The organism is Parendozoicomonas callyspongiae (assembly GCF_023502345.1).
In the GTDB taxonomy this organism is placed as follows: Bacteria; Pseudomonadota; Gammaproteobacteria; order Pseudomonadales; family Endozoicomonadaceae; genus Sansalvadorimonas; species Sansalvadorimonas callyspongiae.
Genome location: NZ_JAMFLX010000020.1, coordinates 56887 through 78091, shown reverse-complemented (window position 1 = coordinate 78091; position 21205 = coordinate 56887). Strand labels below are relative to the sequence as shown.

Sequence of the window (21205 nt, the reverse complement as noted above, 5' to 3'; positions counted from 1 at the left end):
GAATCAGTCGTCCTGGGTTACGCGTAGCACTTCTTCCAGAGTGGTCGCTCCATCAAGCACCTTGCGCATCCCATCATCCCTGATGCCCGGTGTTGTTTCGCGAACATAGGCAACAATATCCTGCTCACCATCATTACGATGGATCATTCGCCGCACCAGCTCATCAATCTGAATCACTTCATAGATACCGGTACGTCCCCGGTAGCCATTATTCTTGCACTCGCTGCATCCCCGAGCGTGGTAGAGGGTTGGAGGATTGGATGGATCAACGCCCAGCTGGCGACATTCCACCTCATCTGCGGTATAACCTTCCTTACAGTTATCGCAGAGCAACCGCACCAGACGTTGAGCCATCACACCAACCAAACTTGATGACAGCAGAAACGGCTCGACCCCCATATCCTGCAAACGGGTAATGGCACCTACGGCTGTGTTGGTGTGCAGGGTTGAAAGCACAAGGTGGCCGGTCAATGACGCCTGAACGGCAATTTCGGCTGTTTCGGTATCGCGGATCTCCCCCACCATCACCACATCCGGGTCCTGACGCAGGATGGCCCGAAGCCCACGGGCAAAGGTCATATCCACTTTGGTGTTAACCTGGGTCTGACCAATACCTTCAAGGTTATATTCGATGGGGTCTTCAACGGTAAGAATATTACGACTGGCATCGTTCAGGGATGACAAACCGGCATAAAGCGTGGTGGTCTTACCGGAGCCAGTTGGCCCGGTGACCAGAATAATGCCATGGGGCTGGGACAACATATTACGAATCCGCTCCATATTAGTAGTGGGCATACCCAGATGCTCAAGATGTAGGCGGCCTGCAGCCTTATCCAGAAGACGCAATACAACCCGCTCACCGTTGCTGGATGGCAGTGTTGATACCCGGACATCCACCTCTTTTCCGGCAACCCGCAGGGAGATCCGACCATCCTGTGGAATCCGTTTCTCGGCAATATCCATCCGGCCCATAACCTTGATACGGGAAACAAGAAGTGCCGCCAGAGCCCGTTTCAGGCTGAGTATCTCCCTCAGAACCCCATCAACACGAAACCGGGCAACGAGACGGCTTTCAAAGGTTTCGATATGAATATCGGAGGCACCCTCTTTAATGGCTTCCGTCAAAAGAGCGTTGATTAGACGGATCACCGGGGCATCATCGGACTGTTCCAGCAGGTCTTCCGTTTCAGGTACAGCGTCGGCGAGGCTGGAAAGGTCAGGGTCATCGCCAATGCCGGCAACATGTTGTAACGCATCGGCACTGTTCTGGTGGTAACACTGGGTCATCAGCTCAGAAAAAGCCTCCTGATCCATCAGCCGGTATTCCAGAGCTCGCCCGGCAAAACGTCGTACCTCAGACAGAATTTCAGGACTGGGCCGCCCATGACTAAGCAGCACAGGCTGACCATCTTCCTCAGTCAGAATCACCTGGTGCCGGTTGGCAAATGGAAATGGCAGGAGCGCAACCGGGGCATCCGATTCCGCAGGCATAGTCATGGTCGGTGTACTCAATCTGGTGCTCCTGAACTCTTCTGGCTAAAGCGCTGTCTTTGTTTTCGGTGCGCTCTTCCCTTGGGTCATAATTTTGAGGTCATAGTTATGACAGTTTTTACTAATTATTGTTCGTATTGGTAATTATGGGAGCAAAACGAGATAAGCAGGCTGTTTTTTTTACCATTTCCTTCCTATTCTGCAGTTAGGACTGGGGACAAAAACAACAAAAAACCTGATTAATGGGGATACCCCGTCGGTCTGGCGACCTAAAAAACCGGCAGTTATCTTCATTTAACATTGCTGTTTATCTTTGTAGCATGGCAGCCTGAGCTTCTTAATAAAGATGAATAACGAAACACTTGTCACAGGCAAACAATGGCTCGTCAAGCACCACCGTCAGGTTATCTTTATCCTGCTGTGCCTCGGACTGCTTGTCTCCCTTGCTATGCACCTGGTGCGCATCATTGATGATCTGATGACAGAGCCACCCGAGCATGTCACCCAAAGCTCAGAACCTCCCAAAAAGATGATTGCCCTCAGGGATTACAAGTTTCTGTTTGGCGAGGCTGATGACAAACCGACCCTCAACCGGACAGCTAACATCCCGAAATCCAACTTGAACCTCACTTTGAGAGGAGCTCTGGCCGGCGATGGCGAGGTTCCTTCGAGTGCAATTATCCAGGGCGGTGACGGTCAGGATCACCTCTATCTGGTTGGGGACTATATCCCCGGAGGCGCACAACTGGACAGCGTCCACCCACACCACGTAGTGATCAGTTACAACGGCAAACTTCAGAAACTGGTTTTTCCTGAAGTCAGCAGTAATCAAGGTGTTGAGCTCTACTCACCTCCACCACCTTCAGCAGCAAGCACGACTAAACTCCCCCCGGGACCGGTCAATGAAGCATCCCAGAATGCCGCCTCGCAGCTGGACTGGAGAATGGACGACCTGCGCCAGCGTCTTGATGAATAGTCTGAAGCGGGCAAGGAAATTCAAAACTTGTCGATAAATACAAAGAATTCATGGGTTAGCACACTGATGACGATGCGCAGATTACAATCTCTCAGGTGGACAGGGGGCAGGAGCGTTCTACTTGCTCTGACGATTTCATGGTTACCGACTTCAATCTGGGCGGATAATCATGAGGAGCAGTTTATACCTGAGCAACCCGAAGTACAGGTTGCAGCCCCGGCAGAGAAAAAGCCAGCCAAACCGGAAGAAAAACGCTGGACCCTCAACCAGCAGAATGCAGATATCCGGGAGTTTATTGCCCAGATCGCGACTATTACCGGTGAAAGCTTCGTTATCGACCCCCGGATCAAGGGGGGGAATACGGTCAGTGTGATTTCATCGCGCCCTATGACCAAAGACCAGATCTACGATATTTTCCTGGAAGTTCTGAGCGCCAATGGCTATGCCGTTATTCCCAAGGGCAAGGTTCGCAGTATTATTCCAAGCACAACTGCGAAAACCACCAGCTCGACCTTTGAGGGAAAGGACAAGCCGGCCAAAGCCACCATGGTTACAAGGGTTATTGATCTTCACAGCGTCTCAGCCGTTGAAGTTATTCCTATTGTCCGTCCGCTCATAGCCCAATATGGTCATGCAGCAGCTTCAGCCTCAGGTAATGCTGTTGTTATCAGCGACCAAAAAGATAATGTTGACCGTATCACCAAGCTCGTCCGGGAGCTTGATAACGCCAGTGATAATGATTATGAAGTTCTGGCCCTAGAGCATGCCTGGGTGGGTGATGTCGCTAAAATAATCCAGGACACTCTATCTACAGGAAAAGGCCACCTGCCCAGCGGTATGCAGGTGATTGCCGATGAGCGCAGCAACCGCCTGGTTATCAAAGGTAATGCCAATAAGCGCTCCCGGGTCAGAAAACTGGTACAGACACTGGATAAGGAAGGTATTCGCAAGTCCTCAACCCGGGTGATTTTCCTTCGTCATGCTGATGCCAAGAATCTTGCCGAGATTTTGAATGAAGCATCACAAACAATCCAGGATGATAGCCAGGAGAACAAGTCGGGCTCATCTTCAACACCAAAACCTCGAAATTCCAGTAACCGACCGAATCCGCAAACAGCCAATAAGCCCGCTTCCTTCAAAAGCAAAGGGCTTGGTAGTGATACATTTATCAAGGCTGATGAATCAACCAATGCTCTGGTTATGATTGCAGATCCGGACACTTTGAAGGAACTTGAGAACCTTGTACGACAGCTGGATGTGCGTCGGGCCCAGGTTTTGATTGAAGCAGCCGTTGTTGAAGTAAAAGGTGATATCAAGGAAGCCCTCGGGTTCCAGTGGGGATTCCAGGGTAAAAACCCTACCGGCCAAAGAGGCTCTGAAGGTGTTACTGACGCTATATCGGTAGTCGGAGCGGCTCAAGACCTTTCCAAGCTAAACTTTGGACAGGTTTTGCTGAGAAACAGCAACTTCGGGGTTATTGTTAATGCACTCAGCTCCCGTCAGAACGTTAACCTGATGTCGACCCCCAACCTGATGACACTGGATAATGAAGAAGCAGAACTGGTTGTTGGTCAGGAGGTTCCGTTTACTACTGGCTCTTACTCCAGTGATGCAAGTTCTGGGAAAAACCCATTCAATACCACCGAGCGCAAACCAGTTGGTCTAACCCTGAAAGTAACTCCGCATATCGGTGATGGAAATACACTGAGACTGGAAATCGAACAGGAACTTTCAAACCTGACCGAAGCCGTCAGTGGTGCCAGCGGCGATCCAATTACAAACCAGAGAAAAATAAAAACAACGATAGTGGTCGATAATCACGAAACGATTGTGCTGGGAGGAATTCTGCGCGATATCACCACTAAAGGAACAGAGAAAGTTCCTTTACTTGGTGATATACCACTGCTAGGCCGTTTCTTCACCAACAAGAAAGATATTGTTGAGAAGCAAAACCTGATGCTGTTTATCAAACCAAGCATTATTCGGGAAGGACCTGATTCAGAAATTGCAACTATGGACAAATATTCCACTCTACGCCTGATCCATAGCGGCCGTGGAATTACCCCTCTATCCGGCTCCATGCCAGAAACTGCTGACAAACTTTTCGACATAGAAAGCCACGCTATTCCTGAAAAAAACTAATCCTGTTCATGCGGCTGGACTTCCGGCCGCGCCTTCACATTTATTCACCTGACATTTCTGGAATACTCAGTGATATCTGCTAGAAATTGAGGACAATTCTCAATAATAGCGGGATTTACTGTGGTAAATCGAATAAAAACACCATCCAAATATCACTACAAAACATTTTACAGATTCATTTTTAATCCCTTGATGTCTCTGACCGCATTAGTTCTATCAACAATGGCGCTTTGCGATGATTTAGAACTTTATCCTGAACTTAATGACAAGTCATTTCAGATTGAGCGAAATTCTCAAAACCACCTGACTATCAACTTAAAAGGACCAGAAGGACGGTATTCCTGGTTAACGCCTTTAGACAGCCATTTACGGCCATCCTGCTCTGTGCTTAAAAGCGTTGCGATCAATGCACTACAACCACTGGGGTTTACCAAGGAAGATATTGATTTTCAATGTACAGATTCATCGTCCGCATCAACTGCTGTATCCATAGATATTGATAAGGATGACCAGTGGGAAATCACCTCATTGGACTGGCAAGTGGGATGGATGACCCTATCAGGCAAAATCCAAAAAAGCATCTCCGTCGACCACAAAATTGCCAAAGATATCCTGGGAATCCAGAACAGACTGGTAGCTGAAGCTGGTTATCTTGGAAGAGACTGGCCCGGGCTTGGAATCGATCCTGGAAAAACCCTGCCTTCAGCCAGCTGGAGCTATTTTAATGGAAGCAAATACACCGCAGGGGATAGCGTTGTATCAGCCTGGCATATCTATGAAATCATCAACCATATCAGCGAGACGGCTGAGAGTATTGCCCATAGAGATATTATCGGAATCGCCCTGAATACTCTGCCCCTGGCGCTGCATACACTTGAAGGGATGTCTCACCTGCATCAAACCCGTTTGGGAAAGTATATCTACCTGAATTATTATCACGATCTTCTTGAGGCAACCCATCACCCAGCCGCTGCGCATACCGGGTTTGTCTCAACATCTCTCCTACTTAATCTCGTGGAGTTATATCGGGAATATGGTCATCAACACGAAGGTTGGCTTGGGCTGATTTCTCGTTACCATAATGAAATCAGCCTGCTTCATCATACTTGGGAGTTATGGGAAGCTATTGATAGCTGGGTCAGTGGCGAAAGCCACCATAGCCACTGATGCTAACAGAGCCTAGAGAGCCAGCATAAAGCCAACGCCATAAACAACAAAGAAACGTCCGGTCAGTGGAGGCAGACGGGAAAGCCAACGACGATGTCCCCTACTGCTGGTACGCAGCAACATGACAACAGGGCTGCGGAAGGCTAACAGGGATGGCAGCAGCCAGAACGGCGATTCCAGTACTCCGGTAAAGATCATCATAAAGGTTACCAGTATAACCAGGAAACCCAGGCCGATATAAGTGCTCTTGCCCAGATCAAAGCCCACCCGCGCGGTAAAGGTAGCGATATGATTTTTGATATCTTCATCGACATCACGCAGCTCATTTGCCAGCAGCAGCATACTGGAAATCATACTGACTGGAATAGAATAAAGACAGACTTCCCAGGACCAGCGACCGGCAACGGCTACATAGGCCCCGGCAACCATCAATATCCCGGTAAAGAGGAATACGCCTAACACGCCAAGGCCACGGTTCTTGTAATTGACAGGTGCCCCTGTGTAGAAATAGCCACCGGCGATTCCGATAACACCCAGTACCAGCAGCTGCCATCCAGACTGGTTGACCAGAATCATTCCCATGACTACGGCAATGGCAGTGATAATTACAGCAATGCGAGTATTGCGCTTAATCAAACCGGTAATTGTCTGGGCATACTTATCCGTTCTTCCCTTCCAGAAAGACAGATCCGCATAATCATTAAAAAAGTTCACCGCAGACTGCAGCAGGATTCCTGCCATCATCACCAGAGTGGCACGAAATGTATTTCCATCTCCGGTCTTTGCTGCCAAGGCTATCCCCAGACCACAAGTTACCAGCGCTACGCTTAGAGAAAACGGACGAAGTGCCCGCTTCAAGAAGTACTTCGAAGGCCCCGGGGGCGCAATCACAGCGTCCTGATTCATACCAGTCAACATTCCGCAAAATTCAGGCCGTACTTTAGGTAATTGAACACAATTTCTCCATCCGCATAAAACACAACGAACGTACTTAGTCGGGCGAGATAAAGATGAATGGAGGTGACAGAGAAGAGGTTCCGGCAGAGTTAACCCTGCCGGAAATACTGGGGAGATAAAGTTAGATATCCATTATAAGAGAAGCGGGGTCGGTATAAGGAATATCACGGGCTTCAGAGACTTCCTTGCAGGTAATCTTGCCCTGACAAACATTAAGGCCATTCAACAAGTGAGGATCATCACGCAGAGCCTGGCCAGCGCCCTTATCTGCAAGCGCCAGAGCATAAGGCAGAGTGGCATTATTCAATGCCAGCGTAGATGTCCGTGCCACGGCTCCAGGCATATTGGCAACACAGTAGTGGACGACTCCATCAACCATATAGATAGGATCAGCATGAGTCGTAGGGCGTGAGGTCTCACAACATCCACCCTGGTCAATTGCAACATCGACAATGGCAGAACCTGGCTTCATTTGAGAAATAAGCTCACGTGTCACCAGTTTGGGGGCTGATGCGCCAGGAATCAGAACGGCACCGACCAGCATATCGGCATTGAGAGCCAGCTCTTCCAGAGCTGATTTGGTTGAGAACTGAGTCTGGATGCGGTTACCGAAACGGGCATCCAGACGACGGAGAACATCCACAGAGCGGTCGAGGATAGTTACGTCAGCGCCCATACCTACAGCCATTGCTGCAGCATTCTCACCAACCACACCACCACCGATAATGACAACATGACCAGGCTCAACACCAGGAACACCACCTAACAGTACACCACGGCCACCTTTGTATTTTTCCAGACAATGTGCACCCGCCTGGATAGACATACGACCTGCTACCTCAGACATAGGTGCCAGCAGAGGCAGGCGGCCATGGTCATCTGTAACAGTTTCATAAGCAATGCAGGTTGCTCCAGACTGCATCAGCTCACGGGTCTGGGGCTCATCAGGAGCAAGGTGCAGATAGGTAAACAGTACCTGACCTTCACGTAACATGGCCCGTTCAACAGTCTGAGGCTCTTTCACTTTAACGATCATTTCAGCACGCTGAAAAACCTCAGCGGCAGTTTCGGCAATAACTGCTCCCGCCCTTTCGTAAAGCTCATCAGTAAAACCAATGGAATGACCCGCATTCTTTTCAACCAGAACCTGATGACCATGATGTATCAGCTCCTGAACTGAAGCCGGAGTCAGACCAACACGGTATTCGTGGTTTTTAATTTCCTTTGGCACACCTACCAGCATAAGACCCCCTGATTATTAAATCAGCATCACTACCACAAGTGGCAGATTATTGTTTCTTTGTGTCCGCAAGGCCGAGTATATGTTCATTCGAACAAAATTAAACACCATTTAATCAGCGAATCGCAGGTATTTATTCGGCAAACCACTGCAGCAACCATGTATGAAATTTATACAGGGCATCTCTTGGAAAAATTGCCTGAATCAGTACGCATAAATACGCTGTGTGACTTTTACTTTTAAAGGTGAATAATCATAACTCTCTGATTTCTTACCCCACTCACCTATGAATCCCAAGCAGTTAAACGTCGCTATTGCGATAATTCTTCTTTGCCTAAACATTTCTGTACTGGAAGCCCGCGAAGCCCCCAGAAATTTCACCTCCGCCAAAAAACAGGCTGCATTGATCTATAAAGACAGAAAAATAACCTTCTACTGTGGCTGTAAGTACTCAGGGGACAAGAAACTGACTCCAGACCTGGATAGCTGTGGTTACCAGGTTCGCAAGCAGGAGCGGAGAGCAAATCGAATTGAGTGGGAGCATATTGTGCCAGCCTGGGTATTTGGTCACCAGTTACAGTGCTGGCAGGAAGGAGGGAGAAAGAACTGTAAGAAAAACAAAACTTTCGCAGTTATGGAGGCCGACCTGTACAACCTGGCTCCTACTATTGGTGAGGTAAATGGTGATCGTTCCAATTACAGCTTCACTGTATTACCTGATACCGCCGATATGTATGGCCAATGTGACTTCAAAGTTAATTTCAAGCGCCGTCGCGCCGAACCACCAGAGCTGAAACGGGGCATGATTGCCCGCACCTACCTCTATATGGCCAACCGCTATGGCTTCAAACTCAGCAAACCGGAGAAGCAGCTATTCCAGAGCTGGAACAAAATATACCAGCCTAGCTGGTGGGAGATAGAGAGAAGTCGCCGAATCCAGAAAGTAGTAGGCTGGGAGAACCCTTACCTTACTCAATAACATTTATGTGGGTACCGATGTAAAAAAAAGGCAGCTTTAAAGCTGCCTTTTTCAAAGGATCGAGAGAATTACCAGCCCGTAACTTCCTTAAGGGCTTCACCAATATCGGCAAGACTGCGAACCGTTTTTACACCCGCACCCTCAAGGGCAACAAATTTTTCATCAGCTGTTCCCTTGCCACCTGCGATAATGGCGCCGGCATGCCCCATCCGCTTTCCGGCAGGTGCAGTAACACCAGCGATATAAGATACAACAGGCTTGGTCACATGATCCTTGATGTAGGCTGCTGCCTCTTCTTCAGCGGTACCGCCAATCTCACCGATCATTACGATGGCTTCTGTAGCCGAATCCTTTTCAAACTCCGACAGAATATCGATAAAGTTGGAGCCGGGAATCGGATCACCACCAATACCCACGCAGGTGGACTGACCAAAGCCAAAATCTGTAGTCTGCTTAACGGCTTCATACGTCAGAGTACCAGAGCGGGAAACAATACCCACCTTGCCAGGCTTGTGAATATGACCAGGCATAATACCGATCTTGCACTCCCCTGGGGTAATCACTCCGGGGCAGTTCGGGCCGATCAGTTTCACACCCAGCTCATCACACTTCACCTTGGCTTCCAGCATATCCAGCGTAGGAATGCCCTCAGTGATACAAACAACCAGCTCAACACCGGCAAAAGCTGCTTCCAGAATGGAGTCTTTACAGAAAGGAGCCGGTACATAAATCACACTGGCTGTTGCACCGGTTTTCTCAACCGCCTCAGCGACTGTGTTAAATACCGGTAACCCGAGATGAGTCTGGCCGCCTTTACCCGGTGTCACGCCACCCACAACCTGAGTGCCGTAATCAATCGCCTGTTCAGAGTGGAAAGTACCCTGGGAACCAGTAAAGCCCTGGCAGATCACCTTGGTATTCTTATCGATCAGGATGCTCATGCCTGGCCCTCCGCTGCCTTAACCACCTGCTGCGCAGCTTCTGTCAGGCTGCCTGCCGCAATAATATCGAGACCACTGTCGGCCAGAAGTTTGGAGCCCTTGTCGGCATTGTTTCCTTCAAGACGAACCACGACCGGAACTTTCACTCCAACGTCCTTCACTGCGCCAATGATGCCTTCGGCAATCAGGTCACAGCGAACAATACCACCGAAGATATTGACCAGAACGGCCTGAACACTGTCGTCAGACAGAATAATTTTGAAGGCTTCGGTAACACGCTCACGGGTAGCACCACCACCCACATCAAGGAAGTTGGCCGGGTCACCACCATGAAGTTTGATAATATCCATGGTACCCATAGCCAGACCGGCACCGTTGACCATACAACCGATATTGCCATCAAGGGCAACGTAGTTCAGCTCCCACTGCGCAGCATGCGCTTCACGGGCATCTTCCTGGCTTGGGTCATGCATTACTTTCAATTTGGACTGCCGGTAGAGAGCATTGGAGTCAATATTGATCTTGGCATCCAGGCAGTGCAGGTCACCTTCAGGAGTGATAACCAGAGGGTTGATTTCAAGGAGAGCAAGGTCGCATTCCTGGAACAGCTTGGCCAGCCCCAGAAAAATCTTGGTAAATTGCTTAACCTGGCTGGGATCAAGTCCAAGGCGGAAAGCCAGGTCACGCCCCTGGAAAGGCTGGGCACCGACAAGCGGGTCAATCTCAGCCTTAAGAATTTTTTCTGGTGTTTCGTGGGCAACCTTCTCGATTTCCACGCCCCCCTCAGTGGAGGCCATAAAGACAATGCGACGGGAAGAACGATCAACCACAGCCCCCAAATACAGCTCACTGGCAATATCAGTGCAACTTTCTACCAGAATCTTGCTGACAGGCTGACCGCGCTCATCAGTCTGGTAAGTCACAAGACGCTGCCCCAGCCACTGTTCTGCAAAAGCACGGATCTCATCACGGCTCTTAACCAGCTTGACGCCACCAGCTTTACCTCTTCCACCAGCATGAACCTGGGCTTTTACCACCCAGGAGTCCCCCCCAATCTTATCAGCGGCTTCAACAGCTTCATCAGGCGTATCACAGGCATAACCGGTAGATACCGGCAGGCCATAGGCGGCAAATAATTGCTTGCCCTGATATTCGTGCAGATTCATTCAAATACCCTGTTTTTGCGCCGCAGCGCACCTTTATCATTATTGACAGGACATAATCCCTCACGTCCTGTCTACCTCCTCTTGGCTAACCCGGCTCGAATAAATAATGAACCGGGCGCAGTTTTCTAATTTTTGAAGAAGGGAGAATATTATTTTTTGTTAGGAATATGAATAGCATGGCCATCAACAGCCAGGGCAGCTTCATGAAGTGCTTCACTGACAGTCGGATGGGAGAACATGGTCAAAGCCAGGTCTTCGGCACTGGAAGCAAACTCCATGGCAATCACACCCTGCTGAACCAATTCAGCAGCGCTTGGGCCAATCACGTGCACACCGAGGATACGATCCGTCGCCTTATCAGCAATCACCTTCACCATACCGTCAGTGTCGTTAGCTGCCAGGGCACGACCACTGGCCATGAACGGGAAAGTACCAACCTTGTACTCTTCACCACTGGCCTTGAGTTCTTCTTCTGTCTTACCAACCCAGGCAATTTCCGGATGGGTGTAAATAACAGAAGGAACCAGATCATAGTTCACCTGAGCCTTCTGATCAGCAATCAGCTCAGCAACCATAACACCCTCTTCAGAGCCCTTGTGCGCAAGCATTGGACCACGAACAACATCACCAATAGCGAAAACGCCTGGAACATCTGTGCGACAGTGTTCATCAACAAAGATAAAGCCACGTTCATCCATGTTAATGCCGGAATCCTGTGCCAGCAGGTTATGGGTATAAGGACGGCGGCCAACAGCAACAATCAGCTTGTCAAAGGTGATTGTCTGCTCTTCATCACTCCCCTGTTCCAGATACTTGACGGTGATGTCTTTATCACCCTTATCAGAACCGACAACACGGGCACCCAGACGAATATCAAGCTTCTGCTTCTTGAAGATTTTGGCACCTTCACGGGCAATCTGCTGATCTGCCAGAGCCAGGAACTTGTCCTGCGCTTCCAGAACGGTGACGTCTGCACCCAGACGGGACCAGACGCTGCCCAGCTCCAGACCGATAACACCGGCACCGATTACACCCAGACGCTTGGGTACTTCTGTGAATTCCAGGGCACCTGTAGAGTCAACCACCATATCACCATCAAGTGGCGTTGGTGGGATATTGATAGGCTGGGAACCGGTGGCAATAACCACATTATCAGCACTCAGAGTCGATACGGAACCATTCTGGTCTGTCACTTCAACCTGCTTGCCAGCCAGCACCTTGGCCGTACCCTGAACCAGAGTTACGCCATTAGCCTTGAACAGACCGTTTACGCCAGTGGTCAGCTTCTTAACAATTTTATTTTTGCGAGCCAGCATGGCAGGAACATCTACTTCAACGCTGCCAACCTTGATACCGTGCTCTTTGAAATGCTTCTGGGTTTCATAGTATTTGTGCGAGCTGTCCAGCAGTGCCTTGGAAGGAATACAGCCTACATTCAGACAGGTACCACCAAGAAGTGCCTTACCTTTACTGTCGACCCATTTCTCCACACAAGCTGTTTTCAGGCCCAGCTGCGCTGCACGAATAGCACACACATATCCTGCAGGTCCTGCTCCGATTACTACTACGTCAAATTTATCAGTCATGTCAGATTCCAATAAAACATAAATCGGCTGCAATTTTCTTTTGAAGGTCTGCACCCATCCCTTAGTCCCACTCCGGTTCCGGGTTCAGCCCTTCACCATAAAGCTGCTCTTTAACGGCATTCCTCGCCCAGGGCAGTTTATGAAAATATCAGCAATTAAATATCCAGCAGCATACGCGCCGGGTCTTCCAGCAGTTCTTTCATAGTGACAAGAAATGTAACAGCTTCCTTTCCATCCAGAAGACGGTGATCATAAGAGAGTGCCAGATACATCATCGGCAGAATCACAACCTCTCCGTTCACCGCCATCGGCCGTTCCTGAATTTTGTGCATACCCAGTATGGCTGCCTGGGGAGGATTCAGAATCGGCGTTGATAGAAGGGAACCAAACACCCCACCATTGGAAATAGTGAAAGTGCCACCGGTCATTTCGTCTATGGAAAGTTTGCCGTCACGGGCTTTGCCACCGTAGTCCCGAATGGTCGATTCAATATCGGCAAGACTCATATCTTCAGCATTGCGCAATACCGGAACCACCAGACCACGGTCACTGGAGACCGCCACTCCAATATCCTGATAGCCATGATAAACAATATCATTGCCATCAATAGATGCGTTTACTACCGGCTGCCTTCTCAGGGCCTCCACGGCAGCTTTGACAAAGAACGACATAAACCCGAGCTTGGTTTCATGTCGCTTTTCAAATTGATCTTTATATTGCGCCCGCAGGGCCATAATGGGCTTCATGTTGACTTCATTGAATGTGGTCAACATAGCCGCAGTCTGCTGAGCCTGAACCAGGCGTTCTGCAACCTTGGCCCGCAGGCGCGTCATGGGAACACGTTTCTCTACACGTTCACCATCAAATATCGGGGCAGAAGGTGCCGGAGTTGACGCTGAAGGTTTGGCAACAGCAGGAGCTGACTCCTCAACAACAGGCACTTCTGCTACCACAGGCTTGCTCTTGGCAAAGGCAAGCACATCTTCCTTGGTGATACGGCCATCTTTACCAGTGCCGGTGATATCAGCAGGATTAATTCCATGCTCATCAGCAGCCTTTCTGGCCGCAGGGCTCAATACTGCCTCTGATGCAGGTTTAGCCGCAGTCTGCTGCACTGGGGCAGCTTTCGCTGGTGCGGCAGCTGCTACTTCACCAGCTCTGAAGTGGCCAATCAGTTCTTCACTGAGAACCGTTTCACCTTCACCTTTAACAATATCAGTGATCACACCATCCGCGGGTGCAACAATTTCCAGCACCACTTTGTCCGTTTCAATATCCGCAAGCAGTTCATCACGTTTACAGCTTTCACCCGGTTTTTTGTGCCATGCGGCAATCGTGCCGTCAGCAACGGATTCGGGAAATGCAGGGGCTTTTATTTCTGTGGCCATATTTATCTGTTTCCTTGCGCTCCGGATTTTGCCTGCTTATTCGATACCCAGTGCATCGCTGACCAGTTTGTTCTGCTGATCAACATGCATGGACATATACCCGCAGGCTGGTGCTGCAGATGCTTCACGACCGGCATATTGTAGTGTGAGTTTGTTGTTAGTACGGCTCGCTATCACCTTATGCATATGATGCTGACTGCAGTACCAGGCGCCCTGATTCATCGGCTCTTCCTGACACCAGACAACTGACTTCAGGTTCTTGTAGGCAAACAGCACATCCTGCAGATCATCCTCCGGGAAGGGGTAGAGCTGCTCTATGCGGATAATAGCGATATGGCCGAGATTGTGTTCACGACGCTTGTTAAGCAGATCGTAATAAACTTTTCCGCTGCAGAGAACCAGACGGGTGACTTTTGCTACATCCTGTTCATCTATTTCCGGGATTACCGTCTGGAAGGAACCGTCGGCCAGCTGTTCCAGAGTCGATACCGCCTGCTTATGGCGAAGCAGACTCTTGGGCGAGAACACTACTAGCGGTTTACGCAAAGGTCGCAACACCTGGCGGCGCATCATATGGAAAACCTGTGCCGGTGTTGTTGGTACACAGACCTGGATATTATGTTCGGCGCAAAGCTGCAGGAATCTTTCCAGACGTGCTGATGAATGTTCCGGCCCCTGCCCTTCATATCCGTGTGGCAGCAGCATGGTCAAACCACACAGCCGTCCCCACTTTGACTCACCACTGGTAATAAACTGGTCAATCACCACCTGTGCACCATTGGCAAAATCACCAAACTGCGCCTCCCAGATAACCAGAGACTTAGGGCGGGTTGTGGCATAGCCATATTCAAAAGCCAGTACCGCCTCTTCAGAAAGAACCGAGTCATAAATCTGGATCTTAGGCTGCTCTTCAGAGAGCTGGCTCAAAGGTACATAGGTGGAAGCGTCTTTCTGGTTATGCAACACAGCATGACGATGAGAGAAAGTACCCCGGCCAACGTCCTGGCCTGTTAAACGAACCGGATGACCTTCCATCAACAATGTTGCATAAGCCAGCAGCTCACCCATACCCCAGTTGATTGGTAGTGCACCCGCCGCCATCTTGCGACGGTCATCATAGATTTTACCAACCTGGCGCTGGAGTGCGAATCCTTCCGGAACTTCACACATTTTCTGACCCAGCTCCTGCAGAACCCCAACAGCAACACGGGTATCGTGACGGGCCGTCCACTTGTGGTTCACATAAGGGGACCAGTCAACATACAGTTTGGTATTGGGTTCCCGCACAAGGCTCTTGGCCACATGCTGCCCTGTCTCGAGGTTGTTGCGATAATCCTCAACCATATCTTCAGACTGTTCAGGGCTCATAACCCCCTGCTCAACCAGATGACTGGCATACAGAGTGCGGGTTGTATCCTGAACCTTGATCTGACTGTACATCAGTGGCTGGGTAGAAGATGGCTCATCAGCCTCGTTATGACCACGTCTGCGATAACAGACCAGGTCAATGACAACATCACGCTTGAATTCTTTTCGATAATCTACTGCCAGTTTGGTAGCAAAAACCACCGCTTCAGGATCATCACCATTGACGTGCAGAATGGGGGCATCCACCAGCTTGGCAACATCGGTGCAATATTCGGTGGAGCGGGCATCTTCAGGCTTACTGGTGGTAAAACCAACCTGGTTGTTGATCACAATATGGATAGTGCCACCAGTTCCATAAGCCCGGGTCTGGGAAAGCTGGAATGTTTCCATAACCACACCCTGACCGGCAAAAGCAGCATCTCCATGAATCGAGATAGGCATAACCTGGTCACGGTGAATATCTTCACGTCGGTCCTGCCGGGCACGCACAGAACCCTCTACCACCGGGCTGACAATTTCCAGGTGAGACGGGTTAAAGGCCAGGGCAAGATGAATTTCACCACCGGGGGTCATAACATTGGAAGAGAAACCCTGGTGATATTTCACATCACCGGAGCCATTCTCGGTATGGAGTTTGATCTTCCCTTCAAACTCATCAAACAGTTCGCCAGGATTTTTTCCGAGGGTATTAACCAGTACATTGAGGCGGCCACGGTGGGCCATACCAATAACCACTTCCTTGGTTTCACCGCTACCTGCCCGCTGGATCATTTCGTCCAGCATCGGAATTAGTGATTCGCCACCTTCCAGACCAAAGCGCTTGGTTCCTGGATACTTGGTGCCCAGGTATTTTTCCAAACCTTCTGCAGCAGTAAGACGCTCCAGCACATGCATGCGGGCATCAACGCTCATGGAAGGCTTGCTGCGTACACTTTCGAGTTTCTGCTGGAACCAGCGACGCTGCTCGGTATCGACAATATGCATAAATTCCGCACCGATTGAGCCGCAGTAAGTGGCTTCAAGCAGATCGCGGATTTCACCAAGAGTGGCCTCTTCACGGCCAAAGAAAAGGGAACCAGTCTGAAACGGAATATCAACATCGGCTTCAGTCAGACCGTGATGCTCAAGATGCAAATCAGGAACATCACTGCGAACCATCAGTTCTAAAGGATCAAGCTGGGCTTTCTGATGCCCACGGACTCGATAGGCATTAATAAGACGCAGGACCAGAACCTGCTTTTTTTCATGCTCGCTGCTGACAGCGCTCGGAGCAACCGGCTGCTGTCTATTGCGGTTACGAGCCAGGTGTACAAAGGTTTCTCGAACAGTTGAATGTGGAACATCACCGGTGTGGACACCCTTCAATTGGGGCAACCCGGCAAAGTAGTCGCGCCATTGCTCAGGCACGCCATTAGGATCACGCAGATAAAGCTCATAAAGCCCTTCTACGTATGCAGCGTTACCCCCTGATAGATGGGCAGTCTGCCACATCCGCTGCATAACACTATCCTGCATAGTCACTTTCACCCCAGAAGTTCGGGACGCTATCCAGCGGATGACTGTACAGGTATTCAACTGATACAAACAAAAGGATGCTCATGTTAAATACCGGCTCCGACAGATAGTCCAGATTGTATCCGGCTGCCCCTGTTGGTTAAACCTTTCGAGACTCATAACGATTATCAACCACGAGGATAAACTCCTCGTCACCTGCCCCTTAAAACGACGGCTTCTCTGTTTCAGGTGAGCAGAACTTTCCCAAAAGGTAAAATGTTCCGCTGAGGTTGTGTTATCTACCATGGAAATTTCTTTATTGCCCCTAAGGTGACAATAAAGAAATTTTCTCGCTCATGGCTGTTCGGGAAGAGGAATTAAAGAGTTCCAGCGTCCCTTATTGCTAGTTTTGTCTCGTTCCAGCCTCACCGCACTGATCAGTTCTTAACCAGATACCGGTATGACCTTTACACCACGCGGGTCATCCTCTTTTAAAGTCATTAACCCGCGATAAACAGTGTTTCATTATAGGCATTTACAACAGGCAAAATCACCTGTTAAGTGCCTGAAAACATATGCATCCTGTTCAAACTGCACATATCAACGGTATGTGTCCTAAATCAGGTGCCAGACTCAACCTGACACCATCACTTTTTACTAGGTCCCACTCGCCAGAAGCATATTTCTTATATGCCCAATCGCCCTTGTTGGATTCAATCCTTTAGGACAAACATTGACGCAGTTCATAATTCCCCGGCAACGGAACACACTGAATGGGTCATCGAGATCCGATAGTCGCTCTTCAGTGGCAGTATCCCTACTGTCCGCCAGGAACCGATAAGCCTGAAGCAAACCTGCAGGTCCAATAAACTTGTCCGGATTCCACCAGAAAGACGGGCAGGATGTTGAGCAACAGGCGCACAGAATGCACTCATACAGACCATCCAGTTTTTCCCGCTCTTCCGGAGACTGCAGACGTTCAATGGCCGGCGGTGCGGTATCGTTAATCAGGTAGGGACGGATCTTTTCATACTGTTTGTAGAAAAGAGACATATCGACCACCAGATCACGAATCACCGGCAACCCAGGTAGTGGACGCAGCACCAGCTTGCCGTTAGGCGCTGCTTCCGATAACGGGGTAATACAGGCCAGGTTATTGGTTCCACTGATATTCATTCCGTCAGAACCACAAACACCTTCCCGACACGAACGGCGGTAAACCAGACTGTCATCCTGCTCTTTGATCAGGGCCAGAACATCCAGCACCATCAGATCTTTGCCTTCAGGAACCTCGACATCAAAGTCCTGCATCCATGGTGCTTTGTCTTTCTCAGGGTTATAGCGGTAAACGCTTACCTTTAAACTCATAATCGTTCTCCCTCCTTAACCCTAGTAAGTTCGAGCCTTCGGAGGGAAGGCCTCCATGGTTTTGGGCGCAAAGTTAACGTCACGCTTGCCAACCCGCTTCTCATTCGGGAAGTAAAGAGAGTGCTTCAGCCAGTTCTCATCATCCCGTTCCTGGTAATCATTCCGGGCATGCGCACCACGGGATTCCTTACGCTCAAAGGCAGAAACAGCTGTTGCATAAGCCACTTCATAGAGATTATCCAGCTCTAGGGCTTCAATACGTGCGGTATTGAATGCCTGGCTCTTGTCGGCCAGATGAGTTTTCTCCAAACGCCCTTTCAGCTCATCCAGTTTCTGCAGACCTTCCTGCATGGAAGTCTCTTCCCGGAACACACCAAAGTGGAGCTGCATGATGCTCTGCAGATCCCTGCGAACATCTGCCACCTTCTCCCCAGCAGTTGAGCTGTTGAGGCGGTTGAGTCGAGTCATGGCGGCATCAATATCTGAGTCACTGGCATCAACAGAGTCGAAACCTTCATTCAAACTCTTCTCAATCTGGATACCTGCAGCACGGCCAAATACCACAAGATCAAGGAGAGAGTTGCCACCCAGACGGTTGGCACCATGAACGGACACACAGGCAGCTTCACCACAGGCGTAAAGACCTTCAACAACTTCCTCTTGACCTGCTGCATTCTGTGACAGTGCCTGACCACCAATATTGGTGGGAATCCCCCCCATCATATAGTGACAGGTCGGAACAACAGGTACAGGCTCTTTCACCGGATCAACATGGGCGAAAGTTTTCGACAGTTCACAGATACCCGGCAATCGCAGCAACAGTGTCTCTTCGCCCAGGTGATCAAGTTTCAGCAGTACATGATCTTTATTTGGACCGGCACCCCGACCCTCCATAATTTCAATAATCATGGAGCGAGCCACTACATCCCGGCCAGCAAGATCTTTGGCATTCGGTGCATAACGCTCCATAAAGCGCTCACCATCTGCATTAATCAGATAGCCACCCTCGCCACGACAACCTTCTGTTACCAGCACACCGGCACCGTGAATACCGGTGGGATGGAACTGCCACATCTCCATATCCTGGGCCATGTAGCCGGCACGCAGTGCCATACCAACACCATCTCCGGTATTGATCAAAGCATTGGTTGTAGAAGCATAGATACGCCCTGCTCCACCGGTGGCCATAACGGTTGCCTTGGCTTTGACATAAACCACTTCACCGGTTTCGATACAGATAGCAATCACACCGGCTACCTGACCGGCCTGATTCTTCACCAGGTCAACGGCATACCACTCATTCAGGAAAGTTGTTCCACCCTTGAGGTTACCCTGATAAAGAGTATGAAGAAGTGCGTGACCGGTTCGGTCGGCAGCAGCACAGGTGCGGGCAGCCTGACCACCCTCACCAAAATTTTTGGACTGACCACCGAAAGGACGCTGGTAAATACGACCCGCTTCAGTTCGGGAGAAAGGCAAGCCCATATGATCAAGTTCATAGACTGCCTGGGGGCCAACTGAGCACATATACTCGATGGCATCCTGATCTCCGATATAGTCCGAACCTTTGACGGTGTCGTACATATGCCAGCGCCAGTCATCATTGGGATCATCGCTGGCGATAGCACAGGTGATACCACCCTGAGCAGAAACTGTATGAGAACGGGTTGGAAAGACTTTCGTAATACAGGCAGTACTGATACCGGCTTCTGTCAGCTGCAGGGCCGCACGCATGCCGGCCCCTCCCCCACCAATAACAATCGCATCAAACGTCAACGTGCGAATTTTTGACATTCCTTATAGCCCCCAGAGAATCTGAACACCCCAGACCATATAACTGAACATGACGATTGCGCAGACCAGCTGGAATAAAAAGCGAATTGCCAGCGCCTTGGAGCCAAGGGCACGTTCATTTAAGTAATCACCGGAAATCGTCCACATACCAACCCAGGCATGGGCACCAAGAGAAAACAGGGTAAGTAGACTAAAGACACGCATCCATGTCTGATCAAACAGCTCTCGCCAGGCCTGATAGCCCACATCAGGCTGAAGAACCAGCCAGGCGAGCATAAACACGGTGTAAACAGCAAGAATAATGGCTGACAGCCGTTGCACCATCCAGTCGCGTAACCCGCTGCGGGTAAGGCTTGTTATATTGGTTACCATACCCACCCCCCTGCAAGAGCACTGAATGCAGTTGCCAGCACCAAGGTAATAACGGAAGCGACACGACCAGACTCTTTATCTTCTGCATAACCTGCATCCATCAGCAGGTGCTTGATTCCGGCAATGAAATGATACCCGAGAGCGGTAAGAAGCCCCCAGGCTATAAACTTGGCCAGAGGTGAATGCAGATATCCCACAATCTGCTGATACCCCCGATGAGAACTCAGAGATAAATCCAGCCCATATAAAAGGAATGCAATGCCTACAAAAAGAATAACACCCGAAATGCGGTGCAGAATCGAGGTTAATGCAGGCAGGGGCAACCTTATTGTTGTCAAATCAAGATTGACGGGTCTCTTACTATTCACGGTTTGACACCCTGTGGCCCGAACAGGCTCTTAGAATTGTGCAAAAAAGCTCTCTCGATTGAGATCACACTGTCGGCTCGACACTCCCAGCATACGCACCAACAATCACCATCTTTCGGGCGGCAGTATAGCCATTTCGGTTTTTAATTACAACGACATAGGGTAACCACTGCGGCAAGTGTTCAGAAAACAATCTGCCGGTTGCTGCAATTGATTTAAAGTGAGCAAAAAATGGAATTAAAAGTGTGTTGTGATTTTGCTTTTGAAAAACTTATTCCACTGTTTTAATTCACAGGATGACTCCTGTTTTTTCCTGCTGCCGTGCTGTTTGACAAAAAAGTTAATCTCTCTATAGTGTGAGCACACCCAGCATAAGCAAAGTCGGATAATTTTATTAACAGTTAATAA

General features: G+C 49.6%; 16 protein-coding genes. 4 read left to right on the top strand and 12 right to left on the bottom strand.

What is annotated here, in order from left to right; genetic code table 11:
* Window positions 1-3: 3 nt before the first annotated feature.
* A complete protein-coding gene (gene gspE, locus M3P05_RS14540; RefSeq protein WP_249700538.1) occupies window positions 4-1497 on the bottom strand; it encodes a type II secretion system ATPase GspE in 1494 nt (497 codons plus the stop codon).
* 340 nt (window positions 1498-1837) lie between these two features.
* Here gspE and M3P05_RS14535 point away from each other — a divergent pair, with 340 nt between their 5' ends.
* The 3 genes from M3P05_RS14535 (at window position 1838) to M3P05_RS14525 (ending at window position 5776) form a co-directional block, all read left to right on the top strand.
* Window positions 1838-2467 carry a type II secretion system protein N gene (locus tag M3P05_RS14535; protein ID WP_249700520.1) on the top strand — a complete coding sequence of 210 codons (630 nt, stop codon included), beginning with the start codon at window positions 1838-1840 and terminating at the stop codon, window positions 2465-2467.
* A 66-nt stretch (window positions 2468-2533) separates the two neighbouring features.
* Window positions 2534-4609, top strand: coding sequence for a type II secretion system secretin GspD (gene gspD, locus M3P05_RS14530; RefSeq protein ID WP_249700518.1), 2076 nt, complete (start codon window positions 2534-2536; stop codon window positions 4607-4609).
* Window positions 4610-4801: 192 nt separating this feature from the next.
* Complete coding sequence (locus tag M3P05_RS14525; protein ID WP_249700517.1) at window positions 4802-5776, top strand: hypothetical protein; 975 nt, start codon at window positions 4802-4804, stop codon at window positions 5774-5776.
* 12 nt (window positions 5777-5788) lie between these two features.
* Here M3P05_RS14525 and M3P05_RS14520 read toward each other — a convergent pair whose 3' ends face one another.
* Both M3P05_RS14520 and ald read right to left on the bottom strand, forming a co-directional pair.
* Window positions 5789-6682 (bottom strand): prenyltransferase, encoded by an 894-nt coding sequence (locus tag M3P05_RS14520; protein WP_249700514.1) that lies wholly within the window; start codon window positions 6680-6682, stop codon window positions 5789-5791.
* Window positions 6683-6854: 172 nt separating this feature from the next.
* Window positions 6855-7976: an alanine dehydrogenase gene (gene ald / locus M3P05_RS14515; RefSeq protein ID WP_249700512.1), complete on the bottom strand. Its 1122-nt coding sequence runs from the start codon at window positions 7974-7976 to the stop codon at window positions 6855-6857.
* Window positions 7977-8259: 283 nt separating this feature from the next.
* Here ald and M3P05_RS14510 point away from each other — a divergent pair, with 283 nt between their 5' ends.
* Window positions 8260-8952 carry an endonuclease gene (locus tag M3P05_RS14510; protein ID WP_249700510.1) on the top strand — a complete coding sequence of 231 codons (693 nt, stop codon included), beginning with the start codon at window positions 8260-8262 and terminating at the stop codon, window positions 8950-8952.
* A 68-nt stretch (window positions 8953-9020) separates the two neighbouring features.
* On the opposite strand, the gene sucD is transcribed toward M3P05_RS14510, so the two are convergent.
* The 9 genes from sucD to sdhC all read right to left on the bottom strand — a co-directional run bounded on the left by sucD (window position 9021) and on the right by sdhC (window position 20797).
* Complete coding sequence (sucD, locus tag M3P05_RS14505; RefSeq protein ID WP_249700508.1) at window positions 9021-9893, bottom strand: succinate--CoA ligase subunit alpha; 873 nt, start codon at window positions 9891-9893, stop codon at window positions 9021-9023.
* Entirely contained in the window at window positions 9890-11059 is a 1170-nt protein-coding gene (gene sucC, locus M3P05_RS14500; RefSeq protein WP_249700506.1) for an ADP-forming succinate--CoA ligase subunit beta, read from the bottom strand. The genes sucD and sucC overlap by 4 nt, the downstream gene beginning before the upstream one ends.
* 149 nt (window positions 11060-11208) lie before the next feature.
* A complete protein-coding gene (gene lpdA / locus M3P05_RS14495) occupies window positions 11209-12645 on the bottom strand; it encodes a dihydrolipoyl dehydrogenase (RefSeq protein WP_249700504.1) in 1437 nt (478 codons plus the stop codon).
* A 155-nt stretch (window positions 12646-12800) separates the two neighbouring features.
* The gene (odhB, locus tag M3P05_RS14490) at window positions 12801-14033 is read right to left on the bottom strand and encodes a 2-oxoglutarate dehydrogenase complex dihydrolipoyllysine-residue succinyltransferase (protein ID WP_249700503.1); all 1233 of its coding nucleotides are present in this window, start codon (window positions 14031-14033) and stop codon (window positions 12801-12803) included.
* 36 nt (window positions 14034-14069) lie between these two features.
* Window positions 14070-16916 (bottom strand): 2-oxoglutarate dehydrogenase E1 component, encoded by a 2847-nt coding sequence (locus tag M3P05_RS14485; RefSeq protein ID WP_249700501.1) that lies wholly within the window; start codon window positions 16914-16916, stop codon window positions 14070-14072.
* A 636-nt stretch (window positions 16917-17552) separates the two neighbouring features.
* On the bottom strand, window positions 17553-18263 hold the full coding sequence (locus M3P05_RS14480; RefSeq protein ID WP_249700499.1) for a succinate dehydrogenase iron-sulfur subunit: 711 nt from the start codon (window positions 18261-18263) through the stop codon (window positions 17553-17555).
* Between the two features lie 21 nt (window positions 18264-18284).
* Window positions 18285-20057, bottom strand: coding sequence for a succinate dehydrogenase flavoprotein subunit (gene sdhA, locus M3P05_RS14475; protein WP_249700497.1), 1773 nt, complete (start codon window positions 20055-20057; stop codon window positions 18285-18287).
* Between the two features lie 3 nt (window positions 20058-20060).
* Window positions 20061-20429 carry a succinate dehydrogenase, hydrophobic membrane anchor protein gene (sdhD, locus tag M3P05_RS14470; RefSeq protein WP_249700495.1) on the bottom strand — a complete coding sequence of 123 codons (369 nt, stop codon included), beginning with the start codon at window positions 20427-20429 and terminating at the stop codon, window positions 20061-20063.
* Complete coding sequence (sdhC, locus tag M3P05_RS14465; protein ID WP_249700492.1) at window positions 20423-20797, bottom strand: succinate dehydrogenase, cytochrome b556 subunit; 375 nt, start codon at window positions 20795-20797, stop codon at window positions 20423-20425. The genes sdhD and sdhC overlap by 7 nt, the downstream gene beginning before the upstream one ends.
* Window positions 20798-21205 lie beyond the last annotated feature (408 nt).

What these genes read in the sequence shown, in the direction of transcription:
- M3P05_RS14480 (WP_249700499.1), bottom strand. Translation starts at nt 18,263, where the DNA reads ATGAGTTTAAAGGTAAGCGTTTACCGCTATAACCCTGAGAAAGACAAA.
- ald (WP_249700512.1), bottom strand. Translation starts at nt 7,976, where the DNA reads ATGCTGGTAGGTGTGCCAAAGGAAATTAAAAACCACGAATACCGTGTT.
- sucD (WP_249700508.1), bottom strand. Translation starts at nt 9,893, where the DNA reads ATGAGCATCCTGATCGATAAGAATACCAAGGTGATCTGCCAGGGCTTT.
- M3P05_RS14510 (WP_249700510.1), top strand. Translation starts at nt 8,260, where the DNA reads ATGAATCCCAAGCAGTTAAACGTCGCTATTGCGATAATTCTTCTTTGC.
- M3P05_RS14520 (WP_249700514.1), bottom strand. Translation starts at nt 6,682, where the DNA reads ATGAATCAGGACGCTGTGATTGCGCCCCCGGGGCCTTCGAAGTACTTC.
- gspE (WP_249700538.1), bottom strand. Translation starts at nt 1,497, where the DNA reads ATGACTATGCCTGCGGAATCGGATGCCCCGGTTGCGCTCCTGCCATTT.
- sdhA (WP_249700497.1), bottom strand. Translation starts at nt 20,057, where the DNA reads ATGTCAAAAATTCGCACGTTGACGTTTGATGCGATTGTTATTGGTGGG.
- sucC (WP_249700506.1), bottom strand. Translation starts at nt 11,059, where the DNA reads ATGAATCTGCACGAATATCAGGGCAAGCAATTATTTGCCGCCTATGGC.
- M3P05_RS14525 (WP_249700517.1), top strand. Translation starts at nt 4,802, where the DNA reads ATGTCTCTGACCGCATTAGTTCTATCAACAATGGCGCTTTGCGATGAT.
- M3P05_RS14485 (WP_249700501.1), bottom strand. Translation starts at nt 16,916, where the DNA reads ATGCAGGATAGTGTTATGCAGCGGATGTGGCAGACTGCCCATCTATCA.
- gspD (WP_249700518.1), top strand. Translation starts at nt 2,534, where the DNA reads ATGACGATGCGCAGATTACAATCTCTCAGGTGGACAGGGGGCAGGAGC.
- lpdA (WP_249700504.1), bottom strand. Translation starts at nt 12,645, where the DNA reads ATGACTGATAAATTTGACGTAGTAGTAATCGGAGCAGGACCTGCAGGA.
- sdhD (WP_249700495.1), bottom strand. Translation starts at nt 20,429, where the DNA reads ATGGTAACCAATATAACAAGCCTTACCCGCAGCGGGTTACGCGACTGG.
- M3P05_RS14535 (WP_249700520.1), top strand. Translation starts at nt 1,838, where the DNA reads ATGAATAACGAAACACTTGTCACAGGCAAACAATGGCTCGTCAAGCAC.
- odhB (WP_249700503.1), bottom strand. Translation starts at nt 14,033, where the DNA reads ATGGCCACAGAAATAAAAGCCCCTGCATTTCCCGAATCCGTTGCTGAC.